The 26,015-nt window shown below is 74.3% G+C and carries 21 protein-coding genes; 15 read left to right on the top strand and 6 right to left on the bottom strand.

All coding sequences use genetic code 11. The features are described from left to right. Window positions 1–42 precede the first annotated feature (42 nt). From AB0C84_RS17095 to AB0C84_RS17060, 8 genes are all read left to right on the top strand, one after another. Window positions 43–3,456 (top strand): CDP-glycerol:glycerophosphate glycerophosphotransferase, encoded by a 3,414-nt coding sequence (locus AB0C84_RS17095; RefSeq protein ID WP_361066769.1) that lies wholly within the window; start codon window positions 43–45, stop codon window positions 3,454–3,456. A gap of 71 nt (window positions 3,457–3,527) precedes the next feature. Further along, window positions 3,528–4,286, top strand: coding sequence for a hypothetical protein (locus AB0C84_RS17090; RefSeq protein WP_361066766.1), 759 nt, complete (start codon window positions 3,528–3,530; stop codon window positions 4,284–4,286). Beyond that, window positions 4,283–5,482 carry a glycosyltransferase family 4 protein gene (locus tag AB0C84_RS17085; protein ID WP_361066763.1) on the top strand — a complete coding sequence of 400 codons (1,200 nt, stop codon included), beginning with the start codon at window positions 4,283–4,285 and terminating at the stop codon, window positions 5,480–5,482. Before AB0C84_RS17090 ends, AB0C84_RS17085 begins: the two co-directional genes overlap by 4 nt. Before the next feature lie 100 nt (window positions 5,483–5,582). Then, on the top strand, window positions 5,583–6,248 hold the full coding sequence (locus tag AB0C84_RS17080; RefSeq protein WP_361066760.1) for an urease subunit gamma: 666 nt from the start codon (window positions 5,583–5,585) through the stop codon (window positions 6,246–6,248). Next, window positions 6,241–8,049, top strand: a complete 1,809-nt coding sequence (locus AB0C84_RS17075; RefSeq protein WP_361066757.1) for an urease subunit alpha — start codon at window positions 6,241–6,243, stop codon at window positions 8,047–8,049. Before AB0C84_RS17080 ends, AB0C84_RS17075 begins: the two co-directional genes overlap by 8 nt. 25 nt (window positions 8,050–8,074) lie before the next feature. Next, entirely contained in the window at window positions 8,075–8,749 is a 675-nt protein-coding gene (locus AB0C84_RS17070) for an urease accessory UreF family protein (RefSeq protein ID WP_361066754.1), read from the top strand. A 19-nt stretch (window positions 8,750–8,768) separates the two neighbouring features. Further along, entirely contained in the window at window positions 8,769–9,458 is a 690-nt protein-coding gene (gene ureG, locus AB0C84_RS17065) for an urease accessory protein UreG (RefSeq protein ID WP_361066751.1), read from the top strand. Continuing rightward, the gene (locus AB0C84_RS17060) at window positions 9,455–10,276 is read left to right on the top strand and encodes an urease accessory protein UreD (protein WP_361066748.1); all 822 of its coding nucleotides are present in this window, start codon (window positions 9,455–9,457) and stop codon (window positions 10,274–10,276) included. Before ureG ends, AB0C84_RS17060 begins: the two co-directional genes overlap by 4 nt. Window positions 10,277–10,302: 26 nt before the next feature. On the opposite strand, the gene AB0C84_RS17055 is transcribed toward AB0C84_RS17060, so the two are convergent. Beyond that, window positions 10,303–11,802: a hypothetical protein gene (locus AB0C84_RS17055; protein WP_361066745.1), complete on the bottom strand. Its 1,500-nt coding sequence runs from the start codon at window positions 11,800–11,802 to the stop codon at window positions 10,303–10,305. A gap of 123 nt (window positions 11,803–11,925) precedes the next feature. Here AB0C84_RS17055 and AB0C84_RS17050 point away from each other — a divergent pair, with 123 nt between their 5' ends. Continuing rightward, window positions 11,926–12,939, top strand: a complete 1,014-nt coding sequence (locus AB0C84_RS17050; protein ID WP_339155398.1) for a CDP-alcohol phosphatidyltransferase family protein — start codon at window positions 11,926–11,928, stop codon at window positions 12,937–12,939. A gap of 88 nt (window positions 12,940–13,027) precedes the next feature. Here AB0C84_RS17050 and AB0C84_RS17045 read toward each other — a convergent pair whose 3' ends face one another. Next, the gene (locus AB0C84_RS17045; RefSeq protein ID WP_361066742.1) at window positions 13,028–13,840 is read right to left on the bottom strand and encodes a class I SAM-dependent methyltransferase; all 813 of its coding nucleotides are present in this window, start codon (window positions 13,838–13,840) and stop codon (window positions 13,028–13,030) included. A 125-nt stretch (window positions 13,841–13,965) separates the two neighbouring features. On the opposite strand from AB0C84_RS17045, the gene AB0C84_RS17040 reads away from it, so the two are divergent. Then, on the top strand, window positions 13,966–14,649 hold the full coding sequence (locus tag AB0C84_RS17040) for a helix-turn-helix domain-containing protein (RefSeq protein ID WP_361066739.1): 684 nt from the start codon (window positions 13,966–13,968) through the stop codon (window positions 14,647–14,649). Here AB0C84_RS17040 and AB0C84_RS17035 read toward each other — a convergent pair. From AB0C84_RS17035 to wecB, 3 genes are read right to left on the bottom strand one after another with little or no spacing between them, the layout of a single operon-like run. After that, window positions 14,646–16,811 carry a glycosyltransferase family 1 protein gene (locus AB0C84_RS17035; protein ID WP_361066736.1) on the bottom strand — a complete coding sequence of 722 codons (2,166 nt, stop codon included), beginning with the start codon at window positions 16,809–16,811 and terminating at the stop codon, window positions 14,646–14,648. The genes AB0C84_RS17040 and AB0C84_RS17035 overlap by 4 nt on opposite strands. Window positions 16,812–16,822: 11 nt before the next feature. Continuing rightward, window positions 16,823–17,518 (bottom strand): hypothetical protein, encoded by a 696-nt coding sequence (locus AB0C84_RS17030; protein ID WP_361066733.1) that lies wholly within the window; start codon window positions 17,516–17,518, stop codon window positions 16,823–16,825. After that, the gene (gene wecB, locus AB0C84_RS17025; RefSeq protein ID WP_258942786.1) at window positions 17,511–18,593 is read right to left on the bottom strand and encodes a UDP-N-acetylglucosamine 2-epimerase (non-hydrolyzing); all 1,083 of its coding nucleotides are present in this window, start codon (window positions 18,591–18,593) and stop codon (window positions 17,511–17,513) included. The genes AB0C84_RS17030 and wecB overlap by 8 nt, the downstream gene beginning before the upstream one ends. Window positions 18,594–18,646: 53 nt before the next feature. On the opposite strand from wecB, the gene AB0C84_RS17020 reads away from it, so the two are divergent. From AB0C84_RS17020 to AB0C84_RS17010, 3 genes are all read left to right on the top strand, one after another. Then, window positions 18,647–20,101, top strand: coding sequence for a glycosyltransferase family 4 protein (locus AB0C84_RS17020; protein WP_361066730.1), 1,455 nt, complete (start codon window positions 18,647–18,649; stop codon window positions 20,099–20,101). Window positions 20,102–20,120: 19 nt separating this feature from the next. Further along, on the top strand, window positions 20,121–21,383 hold the full coding sequence (locus tag AB0C84_RS17015; protein WP_361066727.1) for a nucleotide sugar dehydrogenase: 1,263 nt from the start codon (window positions 20,121–20,123) through the stop codon (window positions 21,381–21,383). A 204-nt stretch (window positions 21,384–21,587) separates the two neighbouring features. Continuing rightward, window positions 21,588–22,721 carry a glycosyltransferase family 4 protein gene (locus tag AB0C84_RS17010; RefSeq protein WP_258942700.1) on the top strand — a complete coding sequence of 378 codons (1,134 nt, stop codon included), beginning with the start codon at window positions 21,588–21,590 and terminating at the stop codon, window positions 22,719–22,721. 22 nt (window positions 22,722–22,743) lie between these two features. On the opposite strand, the gene AB0C84_RS17005 is transcribed toward AB0C84_RS17010, so the two are convergent. Beyond that, window positions 22,744–24,714 (bottom strand): PQQ-binding-like beta-propeller repeat protein, encoded by a 1,971-nt coding sequence (locus tag AB0C84_RS17005; protein WP_361066724.1) that lies wholly within the window; start codon window positions 24,712–24,714, stop codon window positions 22,744–22,746. Window positions 24,715–24,873: 159 nt separating this feature from the next. On the opposite strand from AB0C84_RS17005, the gene AB0C84_RS17000 reads away from it, so the two are divergent. Next, window positions 24,874–25,470 carry an HD domain-containing protein gene (locus AB0C84_RS17000; RefSeq protein WP_179846133.1) on the top strand — a complete coding sequence of 199 codons (597 nt, stop codon included), beginning with the start codon at window positions 24,874–24,876 and terminating at the stop codon, window positions 25,468–25,470. Between the two features lie 33 nt (window positions 25,471–25,503). Next, entirely contained in the window at window positions 25,504–26,001 is a 498-nt protein-coding gene (locus AB0C84_RS16995; protein ID WP_361066721.1) for an SRPBCC family protein, read from the top strand. The last annotated feature ends 14 nt before the right edge of the window (window positions 26,002–26,015 follow it).

Here is a 26,015-nt window from a genome sequence, read left to right as displayed (position 1 = left end):
GTCCGGCCCGCACATCCCGTCACGCCCGAAGGAGTGGGTCGCTTGCCCTCCAGCAGGATCAGCGTCGTCGTGCTCGCGCACGGAGCCGGAGAGTCGCTCGGCGGCACCCTCGCGTCGATCGCGGGCCAGTCGCACGCCGACCTGAGGGTCCTGGTGATGGACGACGGCGCGGGCGCGGCCGCCGGGGCGGTCCTGCCCGACGAGCGGTTCCGCGTCGTGCGGCGGGGCGCGCTCAGCCGGGGCGCGGCGCGCTGCCTCGGCGCCGCGGAGAGCGACGGCGACTTCCTGCTGTTCGTGGACGGCGGCGACGAGCTGCCCGAGGACGCCGCCGCGTCGCTGGCCGCGGCGCTGGAGGCGTCCGGGTCCGACATCGCGATCGGCCGCGAGGCCGTGCGCCGCGGGCCGGACCGGGCGCCGGTGTGGCGGCCCGTCGAGCCCGCCCTCGCCCCGGCCACCGGCACGGACGTGCGCCGGACCCCCGACCTGGTGCGCGAGCGCGGGGTCCGCGGGAAGCTGTACCGGCGGTCGTTCTGGACGTCGCACGGGCTGGAGTTCCCCGACCTCGGCCGCTACGACGACCTGCCGGCGGCGGTGCGGGCGCTGCACCTCGCGGCGGGCGTGGACGTGCTGCCCGGCGTCGTCCTGCGCCGGCGGGGCGAGCGGTTCGCGGCCACGACGGAGGCGCAGGAGATCGCGGACGGGTTCGGCGCGGTCGCCCTCGCCGTCGACTGGCTCGGCGAGCACGGCCACACCCGGTCCCGGCGGCGGTTGCAGGCCCTCGCGGCCGCCGAGGAGCTGCGGGTGTTCCTCGACGCGCTGCCCGACCTGCCCGCCGACGAGCGCGAGCAGGTCGTCGCGCAGGCCGCCGGGTACGCCTCCGGGCTTCCCGCCAAGCTGCTCGCCGACGTCCCGGCGCTCACCCGGCTGAAGTGGCATCTCGCCTCGGCCGGGCACACGACGGAGCTGGTGAAGGTCGTCCGGTACGAGCGGGGGAAGGCGTCGCCGTCGATCGTCCGCGACCCGCTGCGCCGGTACGTCGTCTACCCGTACTGGAAGGACACCAAGGTCGACGTCCCGCGCGAGGTCTACCGGGCCCGCGGCGAGCTGCGGATGCGGGGCCGGGTCCACGCGGTCGGCTGGGACGGCGACCGGCTCACCGTCACCGGCGAGGCCTACATCAACTCCGTCAGCATGCGGCGCCGCTGGACGTCGGTGAAGACGATCACGCTGCGGTCCGGCAGGCGGAAGATGACCGCGCGGGCCCGGCAGGCGCCGGCGCCCGGCAAGAAATCGGGCTGGTCCGGCTTCGAGTTCGCCTTCGACGTCGGCCGTCTTCGCGACCACGGGACGTGGGTCGAGGGCGTCTGGACGGTCGAGGCGTCGGTGCTGAACGCGGGCGTGCTCCGGCGGGGGCCGCTGCGCGGCGGCGGCTCCGGCAGCGGCGCCCACCCGCCGTACCGCTACGTCGCCGACGGCGTGCGCGTCGTCCCGCGCATCGACGACGGCCGCCTCGTCATCGAGGTCGAGCGCGTCGCGACGGCGGCCGTCGCGCTGTCGTGGGACGACGGCACGCTGGTCGTCGAGGTGGAGGCGGACGAGGCGCCGGACGGGCTGTCGCTCACGCTCGGCGACGACCGCGTCGACGTGCCGGTCACCGCGTCCGGCGGCCGGTACGTCGCCCGCGTCGCCCCGGAGGCCCTCGAAGGGTCCCCGCTGCCTCCGGAGGAGATCGACGACACCCGGGACTGGACGGTCCGCGTCGCGGGCCGCCCCCTGGTGCTCGCCGAAGGCGTCGAGGACGCCCGGCGGTCGTTCGGCCCGCTGGAGGTCGCCGCGGACCGCGGGCCCGGCGGCTACCTTCGCGTCCGGCGCACCACGGCGCGGCTCTCCGTGGACGCCTGCGCCTGGCGGCCGGACGGGACGCTCGTCCTGACCGCGGCGCATCCCGCGCACGGCGGCGGCCAGATCGTGCTGCGCGGCCGGTGGCACCGCAAGGAGTACGCGTTCGACCTCGTCGCCGACCCGGAGTCGGGGGTGCTGCGCGGGCACGTCCCGGCCGCGGCCGTGCCGGGCGTCGCGGGCGTCCTGCCGCTGCGTCCCGGCCGGTGGGACGTGCTGTTCCGGCCTCCGGGCGAGCGGGCGCTGACCGTCCGGCTGTCGCCGGAGGCGCAGCGCGAGCTGCCCGGACCGGTGGAGGTGGCGCGGCGCGGCTACGCCCTGGAGGCGCGCGACGGGCGGCTCGCCGTGGCGGTGACGGGCGACGTGCCGGCGGAGGAGAAGAGCGCCGGAGGCAGGTACCGGGAGGAGGCGCGCCGCCGCGCCGACCGCGACGGGCTGCGCGACACCGTCCTGTTCTCCTGCTTCAGCGGGAGGCAGTACTCCGACAGCCCGAAGGCCGTCCACGAGGAGCTGACGCGCCGGGGCTCGGACCTGGAGCAGCTCTGGGTCGTCAACGACGCGCAGGTGGAGTTGCCGGGCACGCTGCGGCCCGTCCGGCTGCACGGCAGGGAGTGGCACGAGGCGCTCGCCACGTCCCGCTACATCGTGACGAACCACCGGCTGGGCGACGCGTTCCAGCGGCACCCGGACCAGGTCGTCCTGCAGACCTGGCACGGCACCCCGCTCAAGAAGATCGGCGGTGACATCAAGGAGGTGCACTTCGCCTACGCGCCCGGCATGAAGAAGGCCCTCCAGTCGCGCTCGAAGGACCCCGGGCCCTCCCTGCCCGAGTGGACCCACCTGCTGTCCCCCAACCCGTTCAGTACGGAGATCTTCCGCCGCGCTTTCGCGTTCAAGGGCGAGATGCTGGAGGTCGGCTACCCGCGCAACGACCTGCTGCACAGCCCGGAGGCCGACGCGGTCGCGGCGCGGGTCCGGGCCCGGCTCGGCATCCCCGAGGGCAAGCGGGTCGTGCTGTACGCCCCGACGTGGCGCGACGACCAGTACTACAGCCGCGGCCGCTACAGGTTCGACATGCGGATCGACCTGGAGCGGGCCCGCGCGGCGCTCGGCGACGACCACGTCCTGCTGGTCCGGCTGCACACCAACGTCGTGGACGGCGTCCGCGAGGACGGGCACGGCTTCGTCCGCGACGTGTCGGCCTATCCCGACATCACCGAGCTGTACCTGATCTCCGATGTGATGATCAGCGACTACTCGTCGGTGATGTTCGACTACGCCAACACCGGCCGGCCCATGCTGTTCTTCACCTACGACCTCGCCGACTACCGGGACCGGCTGCGCGGCTTCTACTTCGACTTCGAGGCCGAGTCCCCGGGACCGCTTGTGGAGACCTCCGACGACCTCATCGAGGCGGTCCGCCACGCGGAGTCCGCCATGGACGGCTATCGCGACCGCTACAAGGACTTCGTCGCGCGTTTCTGCCCTCTCGACGACGGGCATGCCGCCTCTCGTGCCGTCGACCGGGTGTTCGGCCCGGACGGCGGAGGCCGGTAGGCGTCATCGGGGAAGGCGACTGGTCCGTGAACACGGTTCCTGACCGTTGCAAGGAGTTAGACGGGTGCGGGGTGGCCGACCATTGCAGGGTCGGCGCGGACGACACGCTCCACATCCGGTGGAGGCGCCCTGCGGCGGAGGGCGAGCGGATCGTCCTGCGCCACGCGCCGACCGGGGAGGTCCGTGCCGGGCCGCTCGCGGATGACCGGTGCTCCGCCGCGCTTGCGGTCGGCGGGCTCGCGCCGGGCGCGTGGGACGTGCTGCTCGGCGCGGACCGTCCGCTGCTGACCGACGACCCCGGGTTCTCGTTCGACGGGCTGCGCGAGTACGCCGGGCGGGCGCGGGAGCGGGCCGTCCGCGTCGTGCGGGCGCCGGACGGGCGGGCCACGCTCGACGTCCGCGATGTCGCCCCGCACGCGGAGGTCGAGGAGGTGCACCCGCTCGACGGCGAAATCAAGATCATCGGATGGCTCGCCCACACCGGGCCGCGTCCGGGCGCCGCCGCCCGGCTGGTCGCGGTCGCCCGCGACGGCGGCGGCCGTGAGACGGGGGTCGCCCGGCTCGACGGGACCGCGTTCGACGCCTGCCTGGACGTTCACGCGTTCACCCGGCACGAGCCCGGCCTGTGGGACCTCTGGCTGGAGGCCGGCGACGTCCGCGCCCGCCTCGCCACCTTCCTCGACGACGCGCCGGGCAAGCACGGCACGCTCTCCTACCCCCGGCAGATCGTCCCGTCCGGCGCGCGGCGGATGGGCGTGCGGCCGTACTACACGCTCAAGGACGGGCTGGCGGTCGCCTGCCACCTCCTCCCCGAGGACGACGCCCCATGAAGATCACGTTCCTGCTGCTGGAGGCCTGGACCGTCGACGGCACCGTGCGCAGCACCTTCACGCTCGCGGACGAGCTGTCCCGCCGCCACGACGTCGAGATCGTCAGCGTGCGGCGCACGGCCGACCGGCCGGTGTTCCCGCTCTCGGACCGCGTCCGGCTGCGCTCCCTGGTCGACGTCCGGCCGGGCGCGAAGGTCCCGTGGCCGAACACCGAGCGCGCCGCGCGGCTCATGGCCGAGCCGACGCGGATCGTCCACCCCGAGGAGCGCAGCTTCTCCAAGTACTCCGCCTGGACGGACGAGAGGCTCACCCGCTTCCTGCGCAGGCCGCGCACGGACGTGCTGGTCACCACCCGGGCGGGGCTCAACCTGATGGCGGCGCGGCTGGCGCCGGCCAAGGTCGTCGTGGTCGGGCAGGAGCACCTGCAGCTCGGCATCAACGACGCCGGGATCCTCGCCGAGATCGAGGAGTGGTACCCGCGGCTGGACGCACTCACCTGCCTGACGGCCGCCGACACGGCGGAGTACGGGCGCCTGCTTCCCGCGGGCTCGTGCCCCGTCCACACGATCGGCAACGGCCTTCCCCCGCGGGTGCACCCGCGGTCGCGGCAGGAGAACCGGGTCGTCGTGGCGGCGGGCCGGATCGTCTGGATCAAGGGGTTCGACCTGCTCGTCGACGCGTTCGCGAAGGTCGTGGAGAAGCATCCGCAGTGGCGGCTGCGGATCTACGGCGAGGGACCGCGCCGCGAGGAGATGCGCCGCCGGGCCACCCGCCTCGGCCTCTATAACCACGTCCGGATGATGGGGCCGGCCCATGACATGGAGGGCGAGCTGGCCAAGGCGTCCGTCCTCGCCCTGCCCTCGCGCGCCGAGCCGTTCGGCATGACGATCATCGAGGCGTTCGCGTGCGGGCTGCCGGTGGTCGCCTTCGACTGCCCGCACGGGCCCCGCGAGCTCATCACCGACGGGGCGGACGGGCTGCTCGTCCCGCCCGAGGACTCCGGCGCGCTCGCCGAGACGCTGATCCGGCTGATCGACGACGAGGAGGCGAGACGGGCGATGGCGGCGAACGCCGCCGCGTCGGCGGAGCGGTTCGCCGTGTCCGCGGTCGCCGCGCGATGGGAGCGGATGCTCGGCGGGCTGCTCGCCGCGCCACGCCGCGACAACGGACGCCGCGGGCCAACGTTGTCTCTCTGAACGGTGAGGCCAGAGTGGCCGAACAACCTCTTCCAGGCGATATCACTCTAAGTGACACTTCAACCCCGGAGTGAGACGCCGGAGCTGGAGGAGGACCACGGTGCATCTGACCCCGCACGAGCAGGAGCGCCTGATGATCCACGTGGCCGCCGACGTGGCGGCCGGACGCCGGGCCCGGGGGCTCCGGCTGAACTACCCCGAGGTGGTGGCGCTGCTGACCGCGCACGTGCTCGAAGGGGCCAGGGACGGCAGGACCGTCCGCGAACTGATGGCCTCCGGGCGGGGCGTGCTCACCCGCCGGGAGGTGATGCGGGGCGTCCCCGAGATGATCGAGATGATCCAGGTGGAGGCGACCTTCCCGGACGGCACCAAGCTGGTGACCATCACCGACCCCATCCCCGCGCGGCCCGAGGTCACCGCGCCCGGGCAGGTCGAGCACCCGGACGGCGCCGAGCCGGTGCCGGTCAACGAGGGGCTGCCGGTGACGCGGGTCGAGGTGCGCAACACCGGCGACCGCGCGGTGCAGGTCGGCTCCCACTACCACTTCTACGAGGTGAACCCGGCGCTGGAGATCCGGCCGGTCACGGCGGCGGCGGACGCGGCGCCCGACCGCGAGTGCGCCTACGGCAAGCGCCTGAACATCCCCGCGGGCAAGTCGCGGCGCTTCGAGACCGCCTGCCGCGTCGAGGTCGATCTCGTCCCCCTCCAGGGAGAGCGGAAGGTCATGGGGCTGCGCGGGATGGTCGGAGGCGGGCTGCATGACTGAGCCCGAGGTATGCCGCCCCCGGCTGGAGCGCGCGGAGTACGCCGACCTGTACGGGCCGACCGCGGGCGACCGGATCCGGCTCGCCGACACCGACCTGTGGATCGAGATCACCGAGGACTGGGCGGGCGGCCCGGGGCACAGCGGCGACGAGGCGGTGTTCGGCGGCGGCAAGGTGATCCGCGAGTCGATGGGCCAGTCCCGCGTCTCGCGCGCCGAGGGCGCTCCGGACACGGTGATCACCGGGGCGGTGGTCCTGGACCACTGGGGCGTCGTCAAGGCGGACGTCGCGCTGCGCGGCGGTGACATCGTCGCCCTGGGCAAGGCCTACAACCCCGAGACCATGAACCGGCGGCACGACGGCCACGCGGTCGCCACCGACATCGTGATCGGCCCGGAGACCGAGATCATCGCCGGCAACGGCAAGATCCTCACCGCGGGCGGGGTGGACACCCACGTCCACTTCATCTGCCCCGAGCAGCTCGACGAGGCGCTCGGCTCGGGCGTGACGACGCTCATCGGCGGCGGCACGGGGCCCGCCGAGGGCAGCAAGGCCACCACCGTCACGTCGGGCTCCTGGCACATCACCTCGCTGCTGGAGGCGCTGGACGGCTCCGCCGTCAACATCGGGCTGCTCGGCCAGGGCGCGACGATGTCCGCCGACTCCATGCGGGACCAGCTCGGCGCGGGCGTCATCGGGTTCAAGGTGCACGAGGACTGGGGCGCCACCCCCGCCGTCATCGACGCCTGCCTGCGCGTGTGCGAGGAGTCCGGCGCGCAGCTGGCCATCCACGCCGACACCCTCAACGAGGCCGGCTTCCTGGAGAGCACCCTGAAGGCCGTCGCAGGGCGCTGCATCCACGCCTTCCACGTGGAGGGGGCGGGCGGCGGCCACGCCCCGGACATGATCGAGATGGCGTCCCGGCGCAACGTGCTGCCCGCGTCCACCAACCCCACCCGGCCGCTGACCGTCAACACCGTCACCGAGCACGTCGACATGCTGATGGTCTGCCATCACCTCAACCCGAAGGTCACCGAGGACCTGGCCTTCGCCGAGTCGCGGATCCGGCCGTCCACGATGGCGGCCGAGGACGTCCTGCACGACATGGGCGCGATCTCCATCATGTCCTCCGACGCGCAGGCGATGGGACGCGTCGGCGAGATGATCCTGCGGACCTGGCAGACCGCGCACGTGATGAAGCGGCGGCGCGGCCCGCTGGACGGCGACGGGGCCGCGGACAACCTGCGGGCCCGCCGCTACGTCGCCAAGTACACCATCAACCCCGCCATCGCCCAGGGCGTCGCCCACAGGGTCGGCTCGGTGGAGACCGGCAAGCTAGCCGACCTGGTCCTGTGGGAGCCGGCGTTCTTCGGAGTCAAGCCCCACCTGGTGATCAAGGGAGGGCAGATCGCCTACGCCCAGGTCGGCGACGCCAACGCCGCCGTCCCGACCCCGCAGCCGGTCCTTCCCCGCCGCATGTTCGGCGCGCTCGGGCACGCCCCGGGCGGGAACTCGGTCAACTTCGTCTCCGAGCGGTTCGCCGGGCGGGTGGACGGACTCCGCAAGCCCTTCGAGACGATCACCAGCACCCGGGGCCTGACCAAGGCCGACATGCGCGAGAACGACGCCCTCCCGCGCATCGACGTCGACCCCGACAGCTTCACCGTGGTCATCGAGGGCAGCGGCGGAGCCGACGAGCAGGACGACCGGACCGAGGACGTCAGCGTGGAGGTCGGCGAGGACGCGGTCACCCCGGAGTACCACACCGAACTGCCCATGGCCCAGCGGTACTTCCTGTTCTGACCGATCCTCGCACCCTGGAGCCACGATGAGCCCGCTGCCGCTGCTGATCCTCGGCGACGGCCGTTTCCCCTCCGGCGGCCACGCGCACTCCGGAGGGGCCGAGGCCGCGGTCGCGGCCGGACGCGTCCACGACGCCGCGTCCCTGGAGACCTTCTGCCTCGGGCGGCTGGCCACCACCGGCCTGGTCGCGGCCTCCCTGGCCGCCGCCGCGGCGGCCGGGTACGACCCGCTGGCCCTGGACGACGCCGCCGACGCGCGCACGCCCTCCCCAGCGCTGCGCCAGGCGGCGCGCAAGCTCGGCCGGCAGCTGATGCGCGCCGTCCGCGCCGTCTGGCCCGGCCCCGAGCTGGAGCACCTGGCCGCGGCACGCCCCGCCGGGGCGCACCAGCCCGTCGTGCTCGGCCTCGCCGCGCGTTCGGCCGGGCTGACGCCGCGAGGCGCCGCCCAGGCCGCCGCCTACGACAGCGTCTGCGCCCCGGTGACCGCCGTGGTACGCCTGCTCGGCCTCGACCCCTTCGCGGCCACCGCCGTCATCGCACGCCTCGGCGGCGCCATGGAATCCGTCGCCGCCGAGGCCGCCGGCCATGCGGCGCGGCTGCCGGCGGACGGAGTGGACGCACTGCCCGCCGCGTCCGCGCCGCTGCTGGACATCACCGCCGAGCAGCACGCGGCCTGGCCGGTACGCCTGTTCGCCAGCTGAACACCACCCGGAGGGCACCATGCACCTGCACCGCACCGACCCGGTCCTCAGCGACGTCGTCCCTCCCGGCGCGGCCCGCTCCGGCGGCCGTCCGCGCCCCCTGCGCATCGGGCTGGGCGGCCCGGTGGGCTCCGGCAAGACGGCCACCGTCGCCGCCCTGTGCCGGAGGCTGCGCGACACCCTGTCCATCGCGGTGGTGACCAACGACATCTACACCCGCGAGGACGCCGAGGCCCTGCTGCGCCAGGCGGTGCTGCCACCCGAGCGGATCACCGCCGTGGAGACCGGCGCCTGCCCGCACACCGCCATCCGCGACGACATCTCCGCCAACCTCGAAGCCGTCGAGGAACTGCAGGAACGCATCGGGTCCCTCGACCTCGTCCTGATCGAGTCCGGCGGCGACAACCTCACCGCCACCTTCTCCCGGGGCCTGGTCGACCACCAGATCTTCCTCATCGACGTCGCGGGCGGCGACGACATCCCCCGCAAGGGCGGCCCCGGCGTCACCACCGCCGACCTCCTGGTCATCAACAAGGCCGACCTCGCCCCGCACGTCGGCGCCGACCTCGGCGCCATGGAACGCGACGCCAGGGCGGCGCGCGGCTCGTTGCCCGTCGTCCTCACCAGCGTCAGAGCCGAAGGCGGCATCGAGCCCGTCGCCGACTGGGTCCGCCGCCGCCTCGCCGAGCACCCCCCGGCCCGGGCATGACCGCGGCGCCGCCCCTCCGGACCGCGGCGCGCACCGCCGATGCCGCGCCCGCCCCCTACAGGCTGCATGCCACCGCCCGCATCAGAGCCGAGGCCGCCGACGGAGTCACCGACCTGCCGCTGCTGCACGGCGACGGCCCCTTCGCGCTCCGCCGGCTCCGCCCGCGCGGCGCCCAGGCGCGCGTCTGCACGCTGAACACCATGAGCGCCCCGCACAACGGCGACCGCCTGCGCATCGAGGCCGCCGTCGGGCCGGACGCCGACCTGCACGTCATCTCCGCCGCCGCCACGGTCGCGCTGCCCGGCCGCACACCCGACCACTCCGTCCTCGACGCGGCACTGCGCGTGGACGACTCCGCACGACTGCAGTGGCTGCCCGAACCCGTCATCTCCGCCGCGGGAAGCGACCTGCGCCAGCACACGCGCATCGACCTCGCGGGCACCGCGCGGCTCGTCCTCAGCGAGCAGCTGATCCTCGGCCGCGCACACGAGCCGCCGGGACGGCTGGCCAGTCGCCTCACGGTCCGCCGCGACGGCCGGACGCTGCTGGACCAGCACAACGCCTACGGCCCCGGCGCCCCCGGCTGGGACGGCCCCGCCGTGCTCGCCGGCAACCGCGCCGTCGGCCAGCTCCTCGTCATCGACCCCGCGTACCAGGACCGTCCGCCCGGCACGCACATCCTCGACGGCGTCCCGGCGCGCGCGCACGGCGTCATCACCCCGCTCGCGGGCCCGGGCGTCCTTCTCACCGCCGTGGCCCCCGACGCCGGCGACCTCCGCCGCTGCCTCGACGCCGCACTGCACCACCTCGATCTCTGACCGCGCGCCCGATCGGACCGGCCGCGCTAGGCGGACTCTGCGTCGATCTTCGCCCGGGCCGCCGGGGCGTGCTCGCGCCGGGGCGCGGGCACGCGCGGCGGGCGGGGCGGCGGGAACAGCGCCAGGCCGAGCGCGACGCACGCGAACGGGACGGCGGGCATGACGTAGCGGAAGTCGAAGTCGGCGGTCGCGGCGGGGATCACCAGCAGTGCCAGGCTCGTCCCCCACGGGAGCAGCGCGCCCCCCGCCCAGTGCCGGACGGGCCGGGCGAGGCGCCACCGCCCGTCCGACCGCGCGTGCGCCGTCGCCCCGGCGAGCCCGCCGAGCAGCAGGACGCCGAGGATCGTCCCGGGCATGACCACGTGGTCCTGGTAGGCGAGGACCTGCCCCGCCCACGGCCGGACGACCCGGGTCTCGCCGTCACCGCCGTACTGCCGGGCGAGACCCGCCTGCTTGTCGCTCCACGCCTCGCCCTCGGGGAACTCGTACTGGAGCCATGTCCACGGCGTGGGGTACGGCTGCCGGTGCCAGGCGAACGCCCTCAGCGTGTCGCGGACCACGACCTGCGCGTAGTCGACGGGCTGCGCCTTGATGGCGGCCCAGGCGAACTCGCCCGCGAGCCGGTTGCCGTCCTCGCCGTACACCCAGCCCGGGATGCGGCGGAACGGGGAGTCGGGCGTCCACATGACCGAGAACGACCTGGAGATCCTGGGGTCGCTCCGCTTCGGGCACATGACCGCCAGCTCGGGCCTGGGCCTGATCACCCGGCAGTCGGCGAACGCGGCGGTGCGCCCGTACAGGAACACCTGGTCGGCCTTGGCGAGCTTGTACTGGCCGTACTCCGCGTGGAACCAGACCAGGTACCCGGCGACGGGCAGGGCGAACGCGGCCGCCGTCGCCGCGCACACCCTCCAGCCCGCCCTCCTGATCACCATCGCGGCCAGGACCAGGGCGATCAGCGGCAGGCCCGCCGTGCGGGTGAGCGTCGCGCAGGCCGTGAAGGCCCCGGCCAGGGCGCCGAGCCACCAGGCCGGCCGGCGGCGCCACAGCACGGCGGCCACCGCCGCGAGCAGCAGGAACGCGAACAGCGAATCCGACATGAGCATGTGCTCAAGGGCGATCTGGTGCACGGGGATCAGCACCGGGACGGTCAGCAGCGCCGCCGCCGTGCCGGGCAGCCAGGCACGCCACCGCCTCTCGTCCGTGACGGGCCAGGCCGCCCGTGCGGCGCGCCAGACCAGGACGTACACCAGGACCCCGGTGAGCACCCCGACGGCGTGCTGCACGGACACCATCAGAGCGAAACTGTGGAAGGGCTTGAGCAGCCACAGCAAGATCGGATATCCACTGGGGCGCATCTCGTCCGGCCGGAACTCGACCGCGGCCTTCAGATACGCGGGTGAGTCGCCGAACCACAGCGGCGCCGGATAGGCGAGGACGGCGACGGCGCGGATCCAGAGCGCGACCGCGAGCACCGCGAGGAACGGCAGGTGGGGCAGGTGGGGGAGGACGGAACGCACGCGCACCCCGCCTCTTGTACCCACGGCGGCGATCGTCATGTGACCGGACGATCACGATCCGGGAGATCGCCGGTGTCCGGAACCGGACAGCCGATACGATCAGACCGCTCCGCGAACGAAAGGAACCCCATGGCGAACTTCACGCTCGACGACGTTCGGCAACGGACGTACAAGGCGCGTGACGCCTGGTGGACCGTGCTGCTGGTCGACCCCCTCGCCGCCAGGCTCGTCAAGTTCACGGCGAACAGGACGCGCGTGACGCCGAACCAGCTCACCGTCGGCGCGCTCGTGCTCGGCCTCGCCGCCGGCGCCTGCTTCGCCGTCGCGTCCTGGCCGTGGCTGCTCGCCGGCGCGCTGCTGTACCACCTGTCGTTCACGCTCGACTGCATGGACGGCAAGATCGCCCGGCTGAAGGGCACCGGGTCGGTGTTCGGCGCCTGGCTCGACTACATCTTCGACCGCGTCCGCGTCCTGGCCTGCGCGATCGCCCTGATGGCCGGCCAGTACGCCGCCACCGGCAACGTCGCCTACGTCTGGACGGCGCTCGGCGTCGTCTTCCTCGACATGCTGCGCTACATGGACGCGCTGGAGATCTACAAGGTCCGTTCGCAGATGCGGACGACGCTGACCGCGGCCCGCGAGGAGGCCCGGAGCCTCGAACTCGCGGCCCGCCGCGCCAACGGCGACCTGGCGGCCGACGCCGACGAGGACCTGCGCTCGGCCGAGGCGCTCACCGAGGACCCCGAGGCCGACGCGGAGAACCGCGTGGTCGGCGACGACCCCAACGTCGTGGCCCTCCAGGCGGGCTTCAACCAGCGCTTCCCCTGGTACGCCCGCATCCGCAACGTCCTCATGGCGGGCCGCATCCGCCCCCACCTGATCAGCGGCATCGAGTTCCAGATGGGCGTGTTCATCGTCGCCCCGATCGCCGCCGCGATCGTGCCGGGCGCCATCATCCCCGTGGTGGTCCTCAGCGGCGTCGGCCTGCTGGCCTTCGAGCTGATCATCATCTACAAGTTCTGGCTCTCCAGCCGCGACTACAGCCGCAGCCTCGCCAAGCTCAACGCCAAGATCGAGAGCTACCGCGCCGAGCTGCCCGCCGAGCCCGCCCCGGCCGGCGCCGCCGTCGGCAGCTCCGGCTGACCCGTACCCCAGCGAAGGTCCCCGCGGCGGCGCCGCGGGGACCTTCTCCGTCTTGACGGATCTCTACGGATCTCTTGCGGTCCGTTGCTCAGCCGGCGCGGCGGGCCGTCACCAGGAGGTACTCCCAGTCCATGGACAGGGTCGGCGCTCCCCGGTCGTGGTCGCGGGCCAGCCCGGCGAGGGCCTCGTCCAGCGCCGCGACCTTGTCCGGGTCGCCCGCGATGCGCTCGTAGACGCTGATCGTGGGGCCGTAGCGGCTCTTGAAGTAGTCGCGGAAGTCGCCGGGCTCGTCGAACAGGTCGACCCGCAGCGCGTCGCGCCGGAAGCCGAACTCCGCGACGCGCCCGCCGAGCAGCGCCCGGACGTGCTCGGGGCTCCCCCACAGCGGCGGCGGCTGCGCCCCCGGCGGGGGCGGCGGCGCGTACGGCCTCATCACGCCGAACATCCGGCCGATGAACCCCTCCGGCGTCCAGTTGAGCAGCCCGATCGTGCCCCCCGGCCGGCAGACGCGCACCAGTTCGCCCGCCGCGGCCTCGTGGTGCGGGGCGAACATGACGCCCACGCAGGACAGCACGGCGTCGAACTCCCCGTCCTCGAAGGGCAGCGCCTCCGCGTCGGCCACCCGCCACTCCAGCTTCGCGCCGCGCCGCTCGGCGTCGGCACGGCCGGCGTCGAGCAGTTCCGGCGTCAGATCGGCGGCGACCACGTCCGCGCCCGCCAGCGCCGCCGCGACGGCGGCGTTGCCCGCCCCGGCGGCGACGTCCAGAACCCGCTGCCCGCGCTCGATCCCGGCCGCGCGGACCAGCGCGGCCCCCAGGTCCGGGATCACCTCGTCCGCCAGCGCCGGGTAGTCGCCCCTCGCCCACATCGCCCGATGTGCGGCCTTTACCGCGTCCCCCATGGCCTATCTCCCCTCGTGTCCCCTCTTGCCGTGGAGTCCACGCTAGGAACCGGCCGGGCGCGCTCCTAGTACAGGATCTGTACCGGCCCTGGCAGACGGCGCCGCGGCCGCCTAGCCTGCCCGTTATGGGGGCTTCGTACTACCAGTTCTGTCCCGTCGCCAAGGCGATGGAACTGCTCGACGAACGCTGGACGCTGCTGATCGTCCGCGAGCTCCTCGCGGGGAGCGAACGCTTCAACGAGGTGCGGCGCGGCGTGCCGCGCATGTCGCCCACCCTCCTGGCCAAGCGCCTGAACCAGCTCGTCCGCGCCGGGGTCGTCGCCAGACGGGGCGACCGCTACGTCCTGACCCCGGCGGGCGAGGAGCTGCGCCCGGTGGTGGAGGCCCTCGCCGTCTGGGGCGTGCGCTGGATCGGCGAGCTCGGCGAGCGCGACCTGGACCCGAAGCTCCTGCTCTGGGACATGCGCCGGCACGTGGACGCCGGCGCGGCGCCCGCGGGCCGGACCGTGGTCCTGTTCCATTTCCCGGACGTCCCGCCCGCCGCCCGCGACTGGTGGCTGGTCCTGAACTCCGGCACGGCCGACGTCTGCGACGAGGACCCCGGGCACGAGGTCTCGGTCACCGTGACCGCTCCCCTGCGCGCCATGGTCGAGATCTGGCGCGGCGACCTCGCCTGGCCCGACGCCCTGCGCGCCGGGACGGTGGAGCTGCACGGGCCGGAGCACCTGCGCCGCGGCGTCCCGACGTGGTTCACCCTCTCCCCCTTCGCCGCCGTCCCCCGCCCCGTGCGGACGGGAGGCGCGGCCTAGCCGGTGAGGAGGTCCGTCCACTGGCGGCAGACCTCGTCCAGGCCGTAGGCGGCCTTCACCTGGGCGCGGGCCTGCTCGGCGTCGTCCTGCCAGCGGTCCAGGGAGACCGTGGTGGCGATGGACGCGGCCATGGCGGAGGTGTCGTCGTGGATCCAGCGGCGGTCGTAGATGGTGCCGGCGCCGGGCCAGGGCAGCAGGGCCGGGACGGCGCCCGAGGCCATGCCCTCGGCGGGGGCGAGGTGGAAGCTCTCGTCGTCGCTGGTGGACAGCACCCAGCCGATGCGGCGCAGCCAGGAGGCCACGTCGCGGCCGTAGGAGTCGAAGACGACGCCGCCGGAGAGGACGCGGGAGCGGCGGATGCGGCGGAAGACGTCCTCGTAGTGGGCCCGCTCCTCGTCCTTCTGCCAGATCCACCAGTACTCCCAGGGGAGCTTGGACTTGACGAAGAGGGTGAAGCGGGGGTCGTCGCGGCGGAGCTCCTCGACCACGTCGAGGGCCAGGTCCAGGCGCTTGCGGGACGGGGCGATGCCGATCATCCCGAGGTGGTGCTCGGCGCCGGGGAGCTTGGCGCGGTCGAGCTGGGCGTCGTCCACCCAGTTCGGGATCGTGAGGACCTTCTCGGCGGGCCAGCCGGTGATCTCGCGGGTCAGCGCGTCGTAGTGGGGGCTGACGCAGATGACCTTGTCGACGGCGCCGATGTCGAGCTGCTTCGGCCAGCCCGCGTACAGCTCGAAGCGGTGCAGGCGCACGACGAGGCGCTGGTCCGGGCGCTTGCGCCGGGCGTACCAGAGGGCGTTCGGGCCGCACCACTCGCAGACGATGACGTCCGCCCAGTCGACCAGGGCCTGGCTGCGCTCCTCGTCGTGGGCCTTGAGCGCGGCCCAGTGGTCGACCTGGACCTCCAGGTCGGGACGGGAGCGCAGGTAGTCCAGCAGGCGGGAGAAGAACTTCAGGTCGTGGCCCGCCACGCCCACGCGCAGGCGGCGCCCCTTCACCGCGAGGACCTTCTCCGACGGTTCCGGGAACGCCTGCGCCAGGTGGCCGCGGAGGCGGGCGGCGGCCGCGTCGAGGGTGAACCCGGCGGCGGCGGCGCGGCAGCGGTCCGCGGCGAGGGTGAAGACCTCCGGGTTCTTGCCGATGAGGGCCAGGGCGTCGAGCACGTCGTCCTCGGTGGCGGCGAACAGCGGGTAGTCGGTGCCGAGGAGCCGTTCGTGCATCGGGGTGCGGTTGAGGACGACCGGGACGCCGAGCGTCCCGCACTCCAGCACCTTCGTGGACACCTCGAGGCTGGCGTCCAGGGAAACGTCGCGCCACGACAGGCCCACGTCGCAGGCGGCGGTCAGGCGCATCGCCTCGGCACGCGGGTGGCCGCCGTGCCAGACGACGCCCTCGCCCGTCTCCAGCGCGGTCCTCATCCGGGCCGCGAAGCCGGGGTCGGACGGATCGTCGTGGATCTTGTCCCCGACCATGTGCAGCTCGGCGTCCACGCCGCGCACGGCCAGCAGGCGCGGGAGGGACGTCATCTCGTAGGTGTTCCAGCGCGGCGCGAACTTGCCGGTGTAGACGAGGCGCAGCGGGCCGTCGGCGGGCCCGGGGCGGCGCGTCTCCAGGCCGTCCGGGAGCACGACCACCGGCGGGAACAGCACGCTCTTGCCGGCCGTGGCCGGGACCGCGCTCTCCAGGAACCCGCGCAGTTCCTCGGTCTGGCAGAGCAGGACGCGGGAGGCGTCGGCGATCCGGCGCAGGTCGCCCTTGGCCGAGGCGGTGAACTCCGCGGCCGACTGCGGGACGTCGGTGAGGTACGTCCAGAGCCGCCCGGCCATGGGGCCCGCGGCGAGCTTGCCCGCGAGGACGCGGCCGCGCACGACGACGAGGTCGTGCGGCTCCTCGGCGTCGACGCGGGCGAGCACCTCGGCGGCCTGCCGCGCGGCCATGCCGGCGGGCCCCTCGAACAGCCCCTCCTCGTGCGGGCTGCGGACGGTGACGCCGGGCAGGCCGCGCAGCGGGTCGACGAGCCGGCCGGTCCGGAGGGGGGCCTTGAGGACCAGGGTCACCTCGCAGCCGGCGCGGACCAGGGCCTGCACCATGCCCTGGGCCCAGATGGCCGACCCGTCGATGATGTTGAGGTCGACGTCGCCGTAGACGAGGGCGCGTGGTCGCATGGCGGTTCCTTTCAACGGGCCGGAGTCCCCGGGGCGTGCAGGAGCCGGGCGAGCCCGGCGGGCGCGGTGGCGGTCGCGTCCCAGTGCAGGGACGCCAGGGTGGCGGGCGGCGCCTCGCCCCACAGGACGAGCGGGAGCGAGCGGGCCGCGGCGATCCGGCGGATCTCGTGCAGGGCCAGATCGCGGTCGTACATGCCGGGGACGCCCAGGTAGGCCCACGGGCCGCCGGGCTCGCCGGCCGCCGCGTCCACCACGAGCGCGTCCACGTCGGCGGTTTCGAGGGCGATCGCGGCGTCATGCGGGTACAGGGCGACGACCTCGGTGTGCCCGGCGAGGGCGGCGGCCGTGCCTGGCGCGAGCACGCCCGCGATGATCGGCAGGTCGGAGGGGCCCGCGACGAGCAGGCGGTCCTCCGGCCGCTCCACGCGGTCCGGGTGGACGCCGCCGCCGGCGGCGGCGCGCGCCGCCGCCGAGACCGGGGCGCTGCGCTTGCGCCAGAGCCGGTACAGCTCCCGCGGCAGCCGCTTGCCGCGCTTGGGGTTGCGCGCCGCTCCCGCGACCAGCCGCCCGAACTGGACGGCGGTCGAGGCCTCCAGCGCCGCGAGCCGCTTCTCCATCTCGTCCAGGCGCGCCTCGCGCTCGCGCAGCGTGGACTTCAGCCGCCCGAGCTGCTGGTAGGCCTTGGCGTTCTTCTCCTCGTCACTCACCCAGGAACTCCATGATCACTTCGGCGATGCGGGGGCCGGCGTGGCCGTCCCACAGCGGCGGCCGGCGCCCGCCCGGCCCGTCCGCCGGCGCCGGCCCCCCTTCCAGGCACTTGCGGACCCCCGGCACCAGCTCCTCGAACGTGACGAGCCGGTTCGTGCCGTGGGTGATCGTGATCGGCCGCTCGGTGTTGGGGCGGACGGTCAGGCACGGCACCCCGAGGATCGTCGTCTCCTCCTGCAGGCCCCCCGAGTCCGTGACGACCGCCGCCGCCCCCCGCACGGCCGCGATGAAGTCGATGTACCCGAGCGGCTCCAGAATGTGCACGCGGTCGTGCTCGTCCAGCCCGGCGGCCAGCAGGTTCGCCCGGCCGCGCGGGTGGACGGGGATGACCAGGTCGGCGAGGTCGGCGACGCCGTGCAGGCGCCGGACGAGGGCCGCGGCCGTCTCCGGCGCGTCGACGTTCGCCGGACGGTGCATGGTCGCGAGGACGTAGCGCTCCGGCAGCCCGTGCGCCTCCCGCACCGCGGCCGTGTCGAACTGGTCCAGGTTGGCCAGCAGCGTGTCGATCATCGGGTTGCCGACCAGGTGCGCCCGGCTCACCGCGACGCCCTCCGCGGCCAGGTGGCCGATCCCCTCGGGGCTCGTGACCAGGCACAGCGCGGAGAGCTGGTCGGTGATCCTGCGGTTGACCTCCTCCGGCATCGTCATGTCGAAGCTGCGCAGCCCGGCCTCCACATGGGCGACCGGGATGTGCAGCTTGGCCGCGACGAGGGCGGCGGCGATCGTCGAGTTCACGTCGCCGTACACGATGACGAGCGCGGGTGAACGCCCCGTGAACTCCTGCTCCAGCCCGATCATGAGCGCGGCGGTCTGCTCGGCGTGCCCGCCCGACCCGACGCCGAGGTTGACGTCGGGCTCGGGAAGCCCGAGCTGGTCGAAGAAGATCTCCGACATCCGCGCGTCGTAGTGCTGGCCGGTGTGGATCACCGCCTGCTCGGCGCCCGCCGCGGCGAGCGCCGAGATGACCGGCGCCGCCTTGACGAAGTTGGGCCGCGCTCCGAGGACGTGCACGATGGGTGCCAACACAATTTCCCTTCTGTTCATCGGGGTTGCCTACCGTCCGGCCTGTGGCCGACGAACCCGTGAAGAAAACCGTCTACCTGGCAGGACTCGCCTGGCGCCAGCTCCGCGACGACCCGGGACGGGCGTCGCGGCTCGCTGTGCGGCTGGCCGCCCGGACCCCGCTCGGCGCCCGGCTGCGGCGCTCCCGCCTCGTCGTCCCGAAGCCCCGGGACGTGGGACGCGAGACGCGGGACCTGCGGCTCCTGCTCGCCGAGCCCGCGCCGACGCGCACGCGCCGGGCCGTGCGGGGCACGACCGTCCTGCAGTTCGTGACGAACGCTCTGCCGCGCACGAACGCGGGCTACACGGTGCGGACGCACCGGATCGCCCTCGCCCAGCGCGAGATGGGGTTCGCCCCCCACATCGTGACCCGGCTCGGGTACCCGCTCAGCCAGGGCATCGCCGACGCGCGGGCGGTCGTGGACGTGGACGGCGTCCCCTACCACCGGCTGCTGCCCTGGTTCCCGCAGACCGACCCGCGCGAGACCGTGGCGAAGAGCGCCGACCTCGCCGGACGGCTGGTCGAGGAGCTGCGGCCGTCCGTCCTGCACGCCGTCAGCAACCATCTCAACGCGGCGGTCGCGCTGGAGCTCGGGCGCCGCCACGGCGTGCCGGTGGTCTACGAGGTGCGCGGCTTCCTGGAGGACTCCTGGCTGTCGCGCGACCCCGCGCACAGCGAGGACGACGAGTTCTACCGGCTGACCCGCGAGCTGGAGACCCGCCGGATGGCCGAGGCCGACGCCGTCGTCACGCTCGGCGAGGCGATGCGCGCGGAGATCGCCTCCCGCGGTGTCCCCGAGGAGAAGATCTTCACGGTGCCGAACGGGGTGGACGAGGCGTTCCTGGCGCCGCTCCCGGACGGCTCCGGCATGCGCGAGCGGCTCGGGATCGACCGCGGCGCCACCGTCGTGGGCCTCACGTCCTCGTTCTACGGCTACGAGGGGATCGACACGCTCATCGACGCGGCCGCCCTGCTGCGCGACCGCGGCGCGCCGGTGACGCTGCTGCTGGTCGGGGACGGCCCCGAGCGCGGCGCGCTCGAACGGCGCGCGGCCGAACGCGGCGTCCACGCCGTGTTCACCGGCCGGGTGCCGATGGAGTCCGTTCGCCAGTACCACGCCGTCCTCGATGTCTTCGCGGTTCCGCGCCGGGCGGACCGGGTGTGCCAGTTGGTGACGCCTCTGAAACCGATCGAGGCCATGGCGGGTGGAATCCCCGTTATAGCCAGTGATGTCAAGGCTCTTCGCGAAATCGTGGAACCGGGCGTGACGGGGGCGTTAACAGTTCCGGAAGACCCGGAAGCGTGGGCGAATTGTCTGGAAGATCTGGCTTACAGTCCCGAAAGGAGACAAAAAATCGGGCGGTCGGCCCGTGAATGGGTCGCGGCGGAACGGACCTGGGGCGCCGTGACGGCCGGATACCGGGCCGCCTACCTCTTCCCGAAACCCCAGAGCACATAGATCGAAGGGAGCCTGCCGCGTGGATCTCGTGGTCATCGGACTCGGCTACGTGGGGCTGCCGCTCGTGCGGGAGGCCTGCCGGGCCGGCCTGCGGGCCGGCGGGCTCGACCGGGACGCGCGCGTGGTCGCCGGTCTCAAGGCCGGGATGTCGCACGTCGACGACGTGTCGGCGGAGGAGGTCGAGCGGATGCTGCAGGCGGGGTTCGCCCCGAGCCTGCACGAGGACGTCCTGGACGGCGCCCGCACCGTGGTCATCTGCGTCCCGACGCCGCTCTCGCCGGAGGGCGGACCGGACCTGACCGCGGTGCGCGGCGCGGCCGAGACCGTCGCCCGCCACCTGGAGCCCGGAACGCTGGTGGTCCTGGAGTCCACCACCTACCCGGGCACGACCGAGGAGGTCGTGCGGCCGATCCTGGAGAAGTCCGGCCTGGTCGCCGGGGAGGAGTTCCACCTGGCGTTCTCGCCGGAGCGGATCGACCCCGGCAACCCGGTCTACGGCGTCCGCAACACCCCGAAGATCGTCGGCGGGCTGACGCCCGCCTGCGCGTCGGCGGCCTCGGCGTTCTACGGCAAGTTCGTGGACCAGGTCGTGGAGGCGAAGGGGACGCGCGAGGCCGAGATGGCCAAGCTGCTGGAGAACACCTACCGGCACGTCAACATCGCGCTGGTCAACGAGATGGCGGTGTTCTGCAACGAGCTCGGCATCGACCTGTGGGACGCCATCGACTGCGCCGCCACCAAGCCGTTCGGGTTCCAGGCGTTCCGGCCGGGGCCGGGCGTCGGCGGGCACTGCATCCCGATCGACCCGAACTACCTGTCCTACAAGGTCCGCTCGCTGGGCTACCCGTTCCGGTTCGTGGAGCTGGCCCAGGAGATCAACGACCGGATGCCCCGGTACGTGGCGGAACGCGCCCAGCAGCTGCTCAACCGGGAGGGCCGCGCGCTCAAGGGTGCCCGGGTCCTGCTGCTCGGCGTCACCTACAAGGCCGACATCGCCGACCAGCGCGAGTCGCCGGCCCGCCCGGTGGCGCGGCGCCTGGCCCGGCTCGGCGCCGACCTGTCGTTCCACGACCCGTTCGTCACCTCGTGGGACGTGGACGGCGCACCGGTGCCGCCGGCCGGGAGCGACCTGGCCGCCGCCCTGGAGGCGTCCGACCTGGCGATCGTGCTGGCCGACCACGCCGTCTACGACGCGGCGACGCTGGCGCGGCACGCCCGGCTGCTGTTCGACACCCGCGGCCGGACGCGCAACGTCCAGCGGGACACCGTCGAGCTCCTCTGACGGGCGGGCTCCCTTTCATGGCGGGTTTCTTTGTCAGGGCTTTTCCAACCGGCGGGGCCGGCCTGACCGGCGGACTTCCCTATCAGTCAGGGAAGAGTCGTCCGGCAGCGGCCACGCCCCGGACAACGGGAATTCATCGGCAATTTCCATCGGCACCCGAGACTCGCCGGTGATGGACCAATCGGACGTTGCGGAGTGAGTGTGATGCGGGTCTGCGTTTGCACGGTCGTGCACCACCCCGAGGACGCGCGCATTCTGCACCGGCAGATACGCGCCCTACTCGACGCCGGTCACGAGGTCACCTACATCGCCCCTTTCCGGGCGTGCAACGCGACCCCGTGGCGCCAGATCAGCCCGGTGGACGTTCCCCGTGCCACGGGGCGGCGCCGGATCCGGGCCCTGCGCGCCGCCCACCGCGCGCTCGCCGAGCACGCCGCGTACGCCGACGTGGTCCTCCTGCACGACCCCGAGCTGCTGGTGTCGCTCCCGCGCGAGCTCCAGGGCCGGACGGTCGTCTGGGACGTCCACGAGGACACCGCCGCCGCCCTGTCCGCCAAGGGCTGGGTGCCCGGACCGGCCCGCCCCCTGCTGCGGCCGGCCGTGCGCCACCTGGAGCGCCGCAGCGAGCGGCGGCACCGGCTGCTGCTCGCCGAGGAGGGCTACCGGCCCCGGTTCCGCGAGGACCACCCGGTCGTGCCCAACACCACCTACGTGTCCGACCTGCCGCCCGGGCCGCCGGACGGCCGCCGCGCCGTCTACGTCGGGCAGCTCTCGCGGGCCCGCGGCGCCCTCGACATGATCGAGATGGCCCGGACGCTGGCCGCCGCGGGCGTGCTGGTGGAGCTGATCGGCGCGGCCGACGCCGACGTCCGGGACGCCCTGCGCGCGGCGCAGCGCGAGGGGATCGTGCGCTGGTACGGGTTCGTCCCGAACGACCGGGCGCTGCGCATCGCCGAGGGCGCGATGGCCGGGCTCGCGCTGCTGCACGACGAGCCGAACTACCGGCACTCGATGCCGACGAAGGTCGTCGAGTACATGGCCCGCGGCATCCCGGTGGTCAGCACCCCGAACCCGCCGGCCGTGGCCATCGTCGAGCCCGCCGAGTGCGGGCTGATCGTCCCGTTCGGCGCCCCGGAGGCCGCCGCCAAGGCGGTCCTGCGGCTGCGGGACGACCCCGTCCTGCGCGCCGGGTTCGGCAAGCGCGGCTACGAGGCCGCCCGAGAGCGGTTCCACTGGCCCGTCCACGCCGAACGCTTCGTCGCCCAACTGGAGGCGTGGGCGGGCCGCTCCCCCTCGACCGTCCCGGAACCGGAGGCCGAACCCGTCCCCGAATACTGAGCCGGCCGGGAGCGGGCGGGAGTCAGGAACGGGCCTGGGACAGGTGGTGCAGGCGGTAGGCGACGGCGCGGGCGAGGCGGGCGGCGGCCCCCGGCGGGCGGTTCGCCTCGACCATCACCACGCACCGGCCGACCCGCAGCGCGATCATCCCCGCGGTGGGGCCGATCTCGTAGGCCTCGTCGCCCCCGATGTCGCGCCGCCGCCGGGCCTGCGCCTGCGCGGCCTGCAACGTCTCCAGCATCCGCGACGCCGCCGCGTCGGTGTCGGCCACCCAGCGGACGCTCACCGTCAGGCCGGTGACCGCGGCCTCCCCGCCGTCGTCGCGGTCCGGGCCGCCCTCCCGCGGCCCCGCCGAGGGGTCGGGCGTGGCCGAGCCCGCCGCGCTCGGCTTGGGCGAGGGCGACCTGCGGGCACCGGCCCCGGCCGGATCGCGCCCGCCGCCGCGCGGCTCGTACGTGCAGGACACCGGGTGCGGAAGGCGCACCGTCCCGGCCGACGCGCGGCGCGGCTCGGTGACGTAGCCGGTCAGGCGCGCCGCCGTCAGATCGGCCTTCTTCAGCAGGGAGCACGCATCCGGCCAGTCCTTCGCCGGCACGCCGCCGAGCTCCGGCGGCCCGGCGCCGGCGAGCCCGCCGCGCAGGGCGACCAGCCGGGCCCCGCCGTCCGGGCGCGGCGCCGCCTGCGGGAGCGCCGCGTACAGGAGCCCGCCTGCGGCCGCCAGCCAGGGCCGGACGCCCGGCAGGTCCGGGTCCATCGAGAACGGCGCGGGCGCGGTCGTGACGCTGCCGTCGCCCGGCTGGACGATGTCGACTCCCGCGGGCAGCAAGGGCTCCGACAGCCGGGGACGCAGCGCGAACACCTGCCCGCCGGCCTGCGCGAGCGCGGTGTAGGCGGGCACGTCACGGCTCCACCCGACCCGCCCGGACGGAACGTCCACCGCCTCCATGCGGGCCTCGCCCATGCCCGCTCCGTCGGCGGCCGCCCCGTCGGAGCCCGCCCCCTCGGCGCCCGTCCCGCCGGCGCCGTCCGGGTGGTAGACGACCACGAGTCGGCCCGGCGCCAGCACGCCCGGGCACATCAGGTCGCCGCAGACCCCGTCGCCCTTCCAGATCCCGAACTGGCGGCCGCCGTCGTCGAACGCGCGCAGGGCCGTCCCGTCCGAGACGAGCGTCACCCCGTCCAGCATCGACACCTCGGGCGACTCCCGGGAGCCGAGCCGCCGCTCCCAGCGCACGATGCCCTTGGTCGGATCGACGGCCAGCAGCCGGCTGCGGTGGCCCTTGTCGCTGCCGGGGCCCGCGCAGCGCAGGCCCAGCGCGGCGAGGTCCTCCCGGCCGTCGGACGGATGCGCCCCGCCCTCGAACAGGCGGCAGCCGCGCGGCAGCGCCAGCCGCCACACCCGGTTCCCCGTCACGGCCGACACGCCGAACAGCGTCCGGCGCCCCTCGTCGGCGGTGAGCAGCACGCCGGACCCGGCGGGCCAGCGCAGCGTCGTCCGGGAGACCGCGGCGGGGCGCTCGTCCTGGCGGCGCCACAGCAGCCCGCCCGACAGCGCGTCGAACGCGACGAGCATCCGGTCGCCGCGGTCGCCGTCCCGCTCGAAGTAGGCGACGACGCGCGACCCGGTGGACGTCCAGCCGAGCAGGGACCACCCGGCGCGGCGGTAGCTCCAGCGGGCCCCGCCGGTGCGCGCGTCCCGCGCCTCGATCCCGTGCCCGGACGCCGTCACGACCTGCCCTCGCGCGACCTGGAAGGCGACGCCGTCGTAGCCGGCGACCGAACCGCGGTGCGTGCGAGTCGCCAGCTCCCAGCTCACCGCGAGCGGGCCCGGCGGCGGGCCCACCTCGCTCTGCGGGGCCGCGGGCTCCCCGGTCACGGTGTGGCGGACCTGCCACCACTCGGCGCGCAGCACGTACGTGTCGACGAGGACGACGCAGAGCGCGACGGCGACCGCCCCGGACAGCAGGCCGAGCGCGACGCGGACCCTGCCCACGGACTCCGGTCGGCCGTCAGGCCGCTGCCGGCTCCCGACCACGACCGCGCCGCCTCCCTCCACGTACGGTGTACACCGACGCTTGCTCATAAGGACGACACCCACCATGCCCTGTGCGGGGCTCCCGCGCGACACGGCCGGGAAGAACGGAGCGAACCCGTGGAGGTCTTCACCCGCTGGCACGCCTGGGAGACCGCTCGCGCGGACATCGCCGCGTCCGGCGCGCAGGTCGACCTGGACGGCCTGGAGCGGGCCGTCGGCGCCGCCCGGCGCTGGCACGGCGAGCAGCGGCGGCCGACCGGCGCCCCCTACGTCGAGCACCTGCTGGAGGCGCTCGAAGTGCTGGTGCGCGGGGCGGGGGTGACGGCGCCCGCCGTCCTGTCCGCCGCGGTCCTGCACGACGTCGTCGAGGACACGCCCGCCTCCCTCACCGACGTGGAGGCCGAGTTCGGCCCCGAGGTGACCGAACTGGTCGACTGGGTCACCAAGCCGCCCGCCGCCGGCGCCGGGCGCCAGGCCAAGCGCGCCGCCAAGGCCGCCTACCTGCGGCGACTGGGCGAGGCCCCGCGCGAGGCGGTCCTGGTCAAGCTCGCCGACCGCGTCAGCAACGTGCAGACCCTCGACCGGATGGCGCCGGACTTCCAGCGCCGCTACTACGCCGAGACCCTCACCTACATCGTCCCGCTGGCCGAGCCCGAGCCGTGGTTCCGGGCCTGGTTCGCGGACTGGCGGCGGCAGTTCGCCCACCTCCAGTGACCCGCCGGTCATGAGGTGGGAGGATACGGAGCCATGGAGCGCGAGTGGGTCGTCGAGGAGAGCGTGGTCGTCGCCGCGCCGGCACGGGACGTGTACGCGGCCGTCGCGAATCCGCGGCGGATGGGCGAGTGGAGCCCCGAGGTGTTCGCGACCTGGATGCGCGGGCGCGCCGTCGGGCCGGGGACGAGGTTCATCGGCTTCAACCGCATCGGCTGGCGCGTGTGGTTCACCACGTGCCAGGTGAGCGCGGCGGTGCCCGGTGAGGCGTTCGCGTTCCGGGTGTCGAGCTTCGGGGTGCCCGTGGCGCTGTGGGGGTACCGGTTCGAGGACGTCTCGCAGGACCCGGCCGCGCCCCGGACCCGGCTCACCGAGTACTGGGAGGACCAGCGCCGCGACCACCGGGGCGCCGGTTTCGTGTCGCTGCTCGGCAGGGTCTTCACCGGCGTGCCCGCCGAAGGGCGCGCCGAGGTGAACCGCAAGGGGATGCGCGCCACGCTCGACCGGATCCGGACGGCCGTCGAGAAGGGGTGACCCCCGGATCGGCG

The organism is Actinomadura sp. NPDC048955 (assembly GCF_040649435.1).
Lineage (GTDB): Bacteria > Actinomycetota > Actinomycetes > Streptosporangiales > Streptosporangiaceae > Spirillospora > Spirillospora luteofluorescens.
This window is presented reverse-complemented; position numbering and strand designations above follow the sequence as displayed.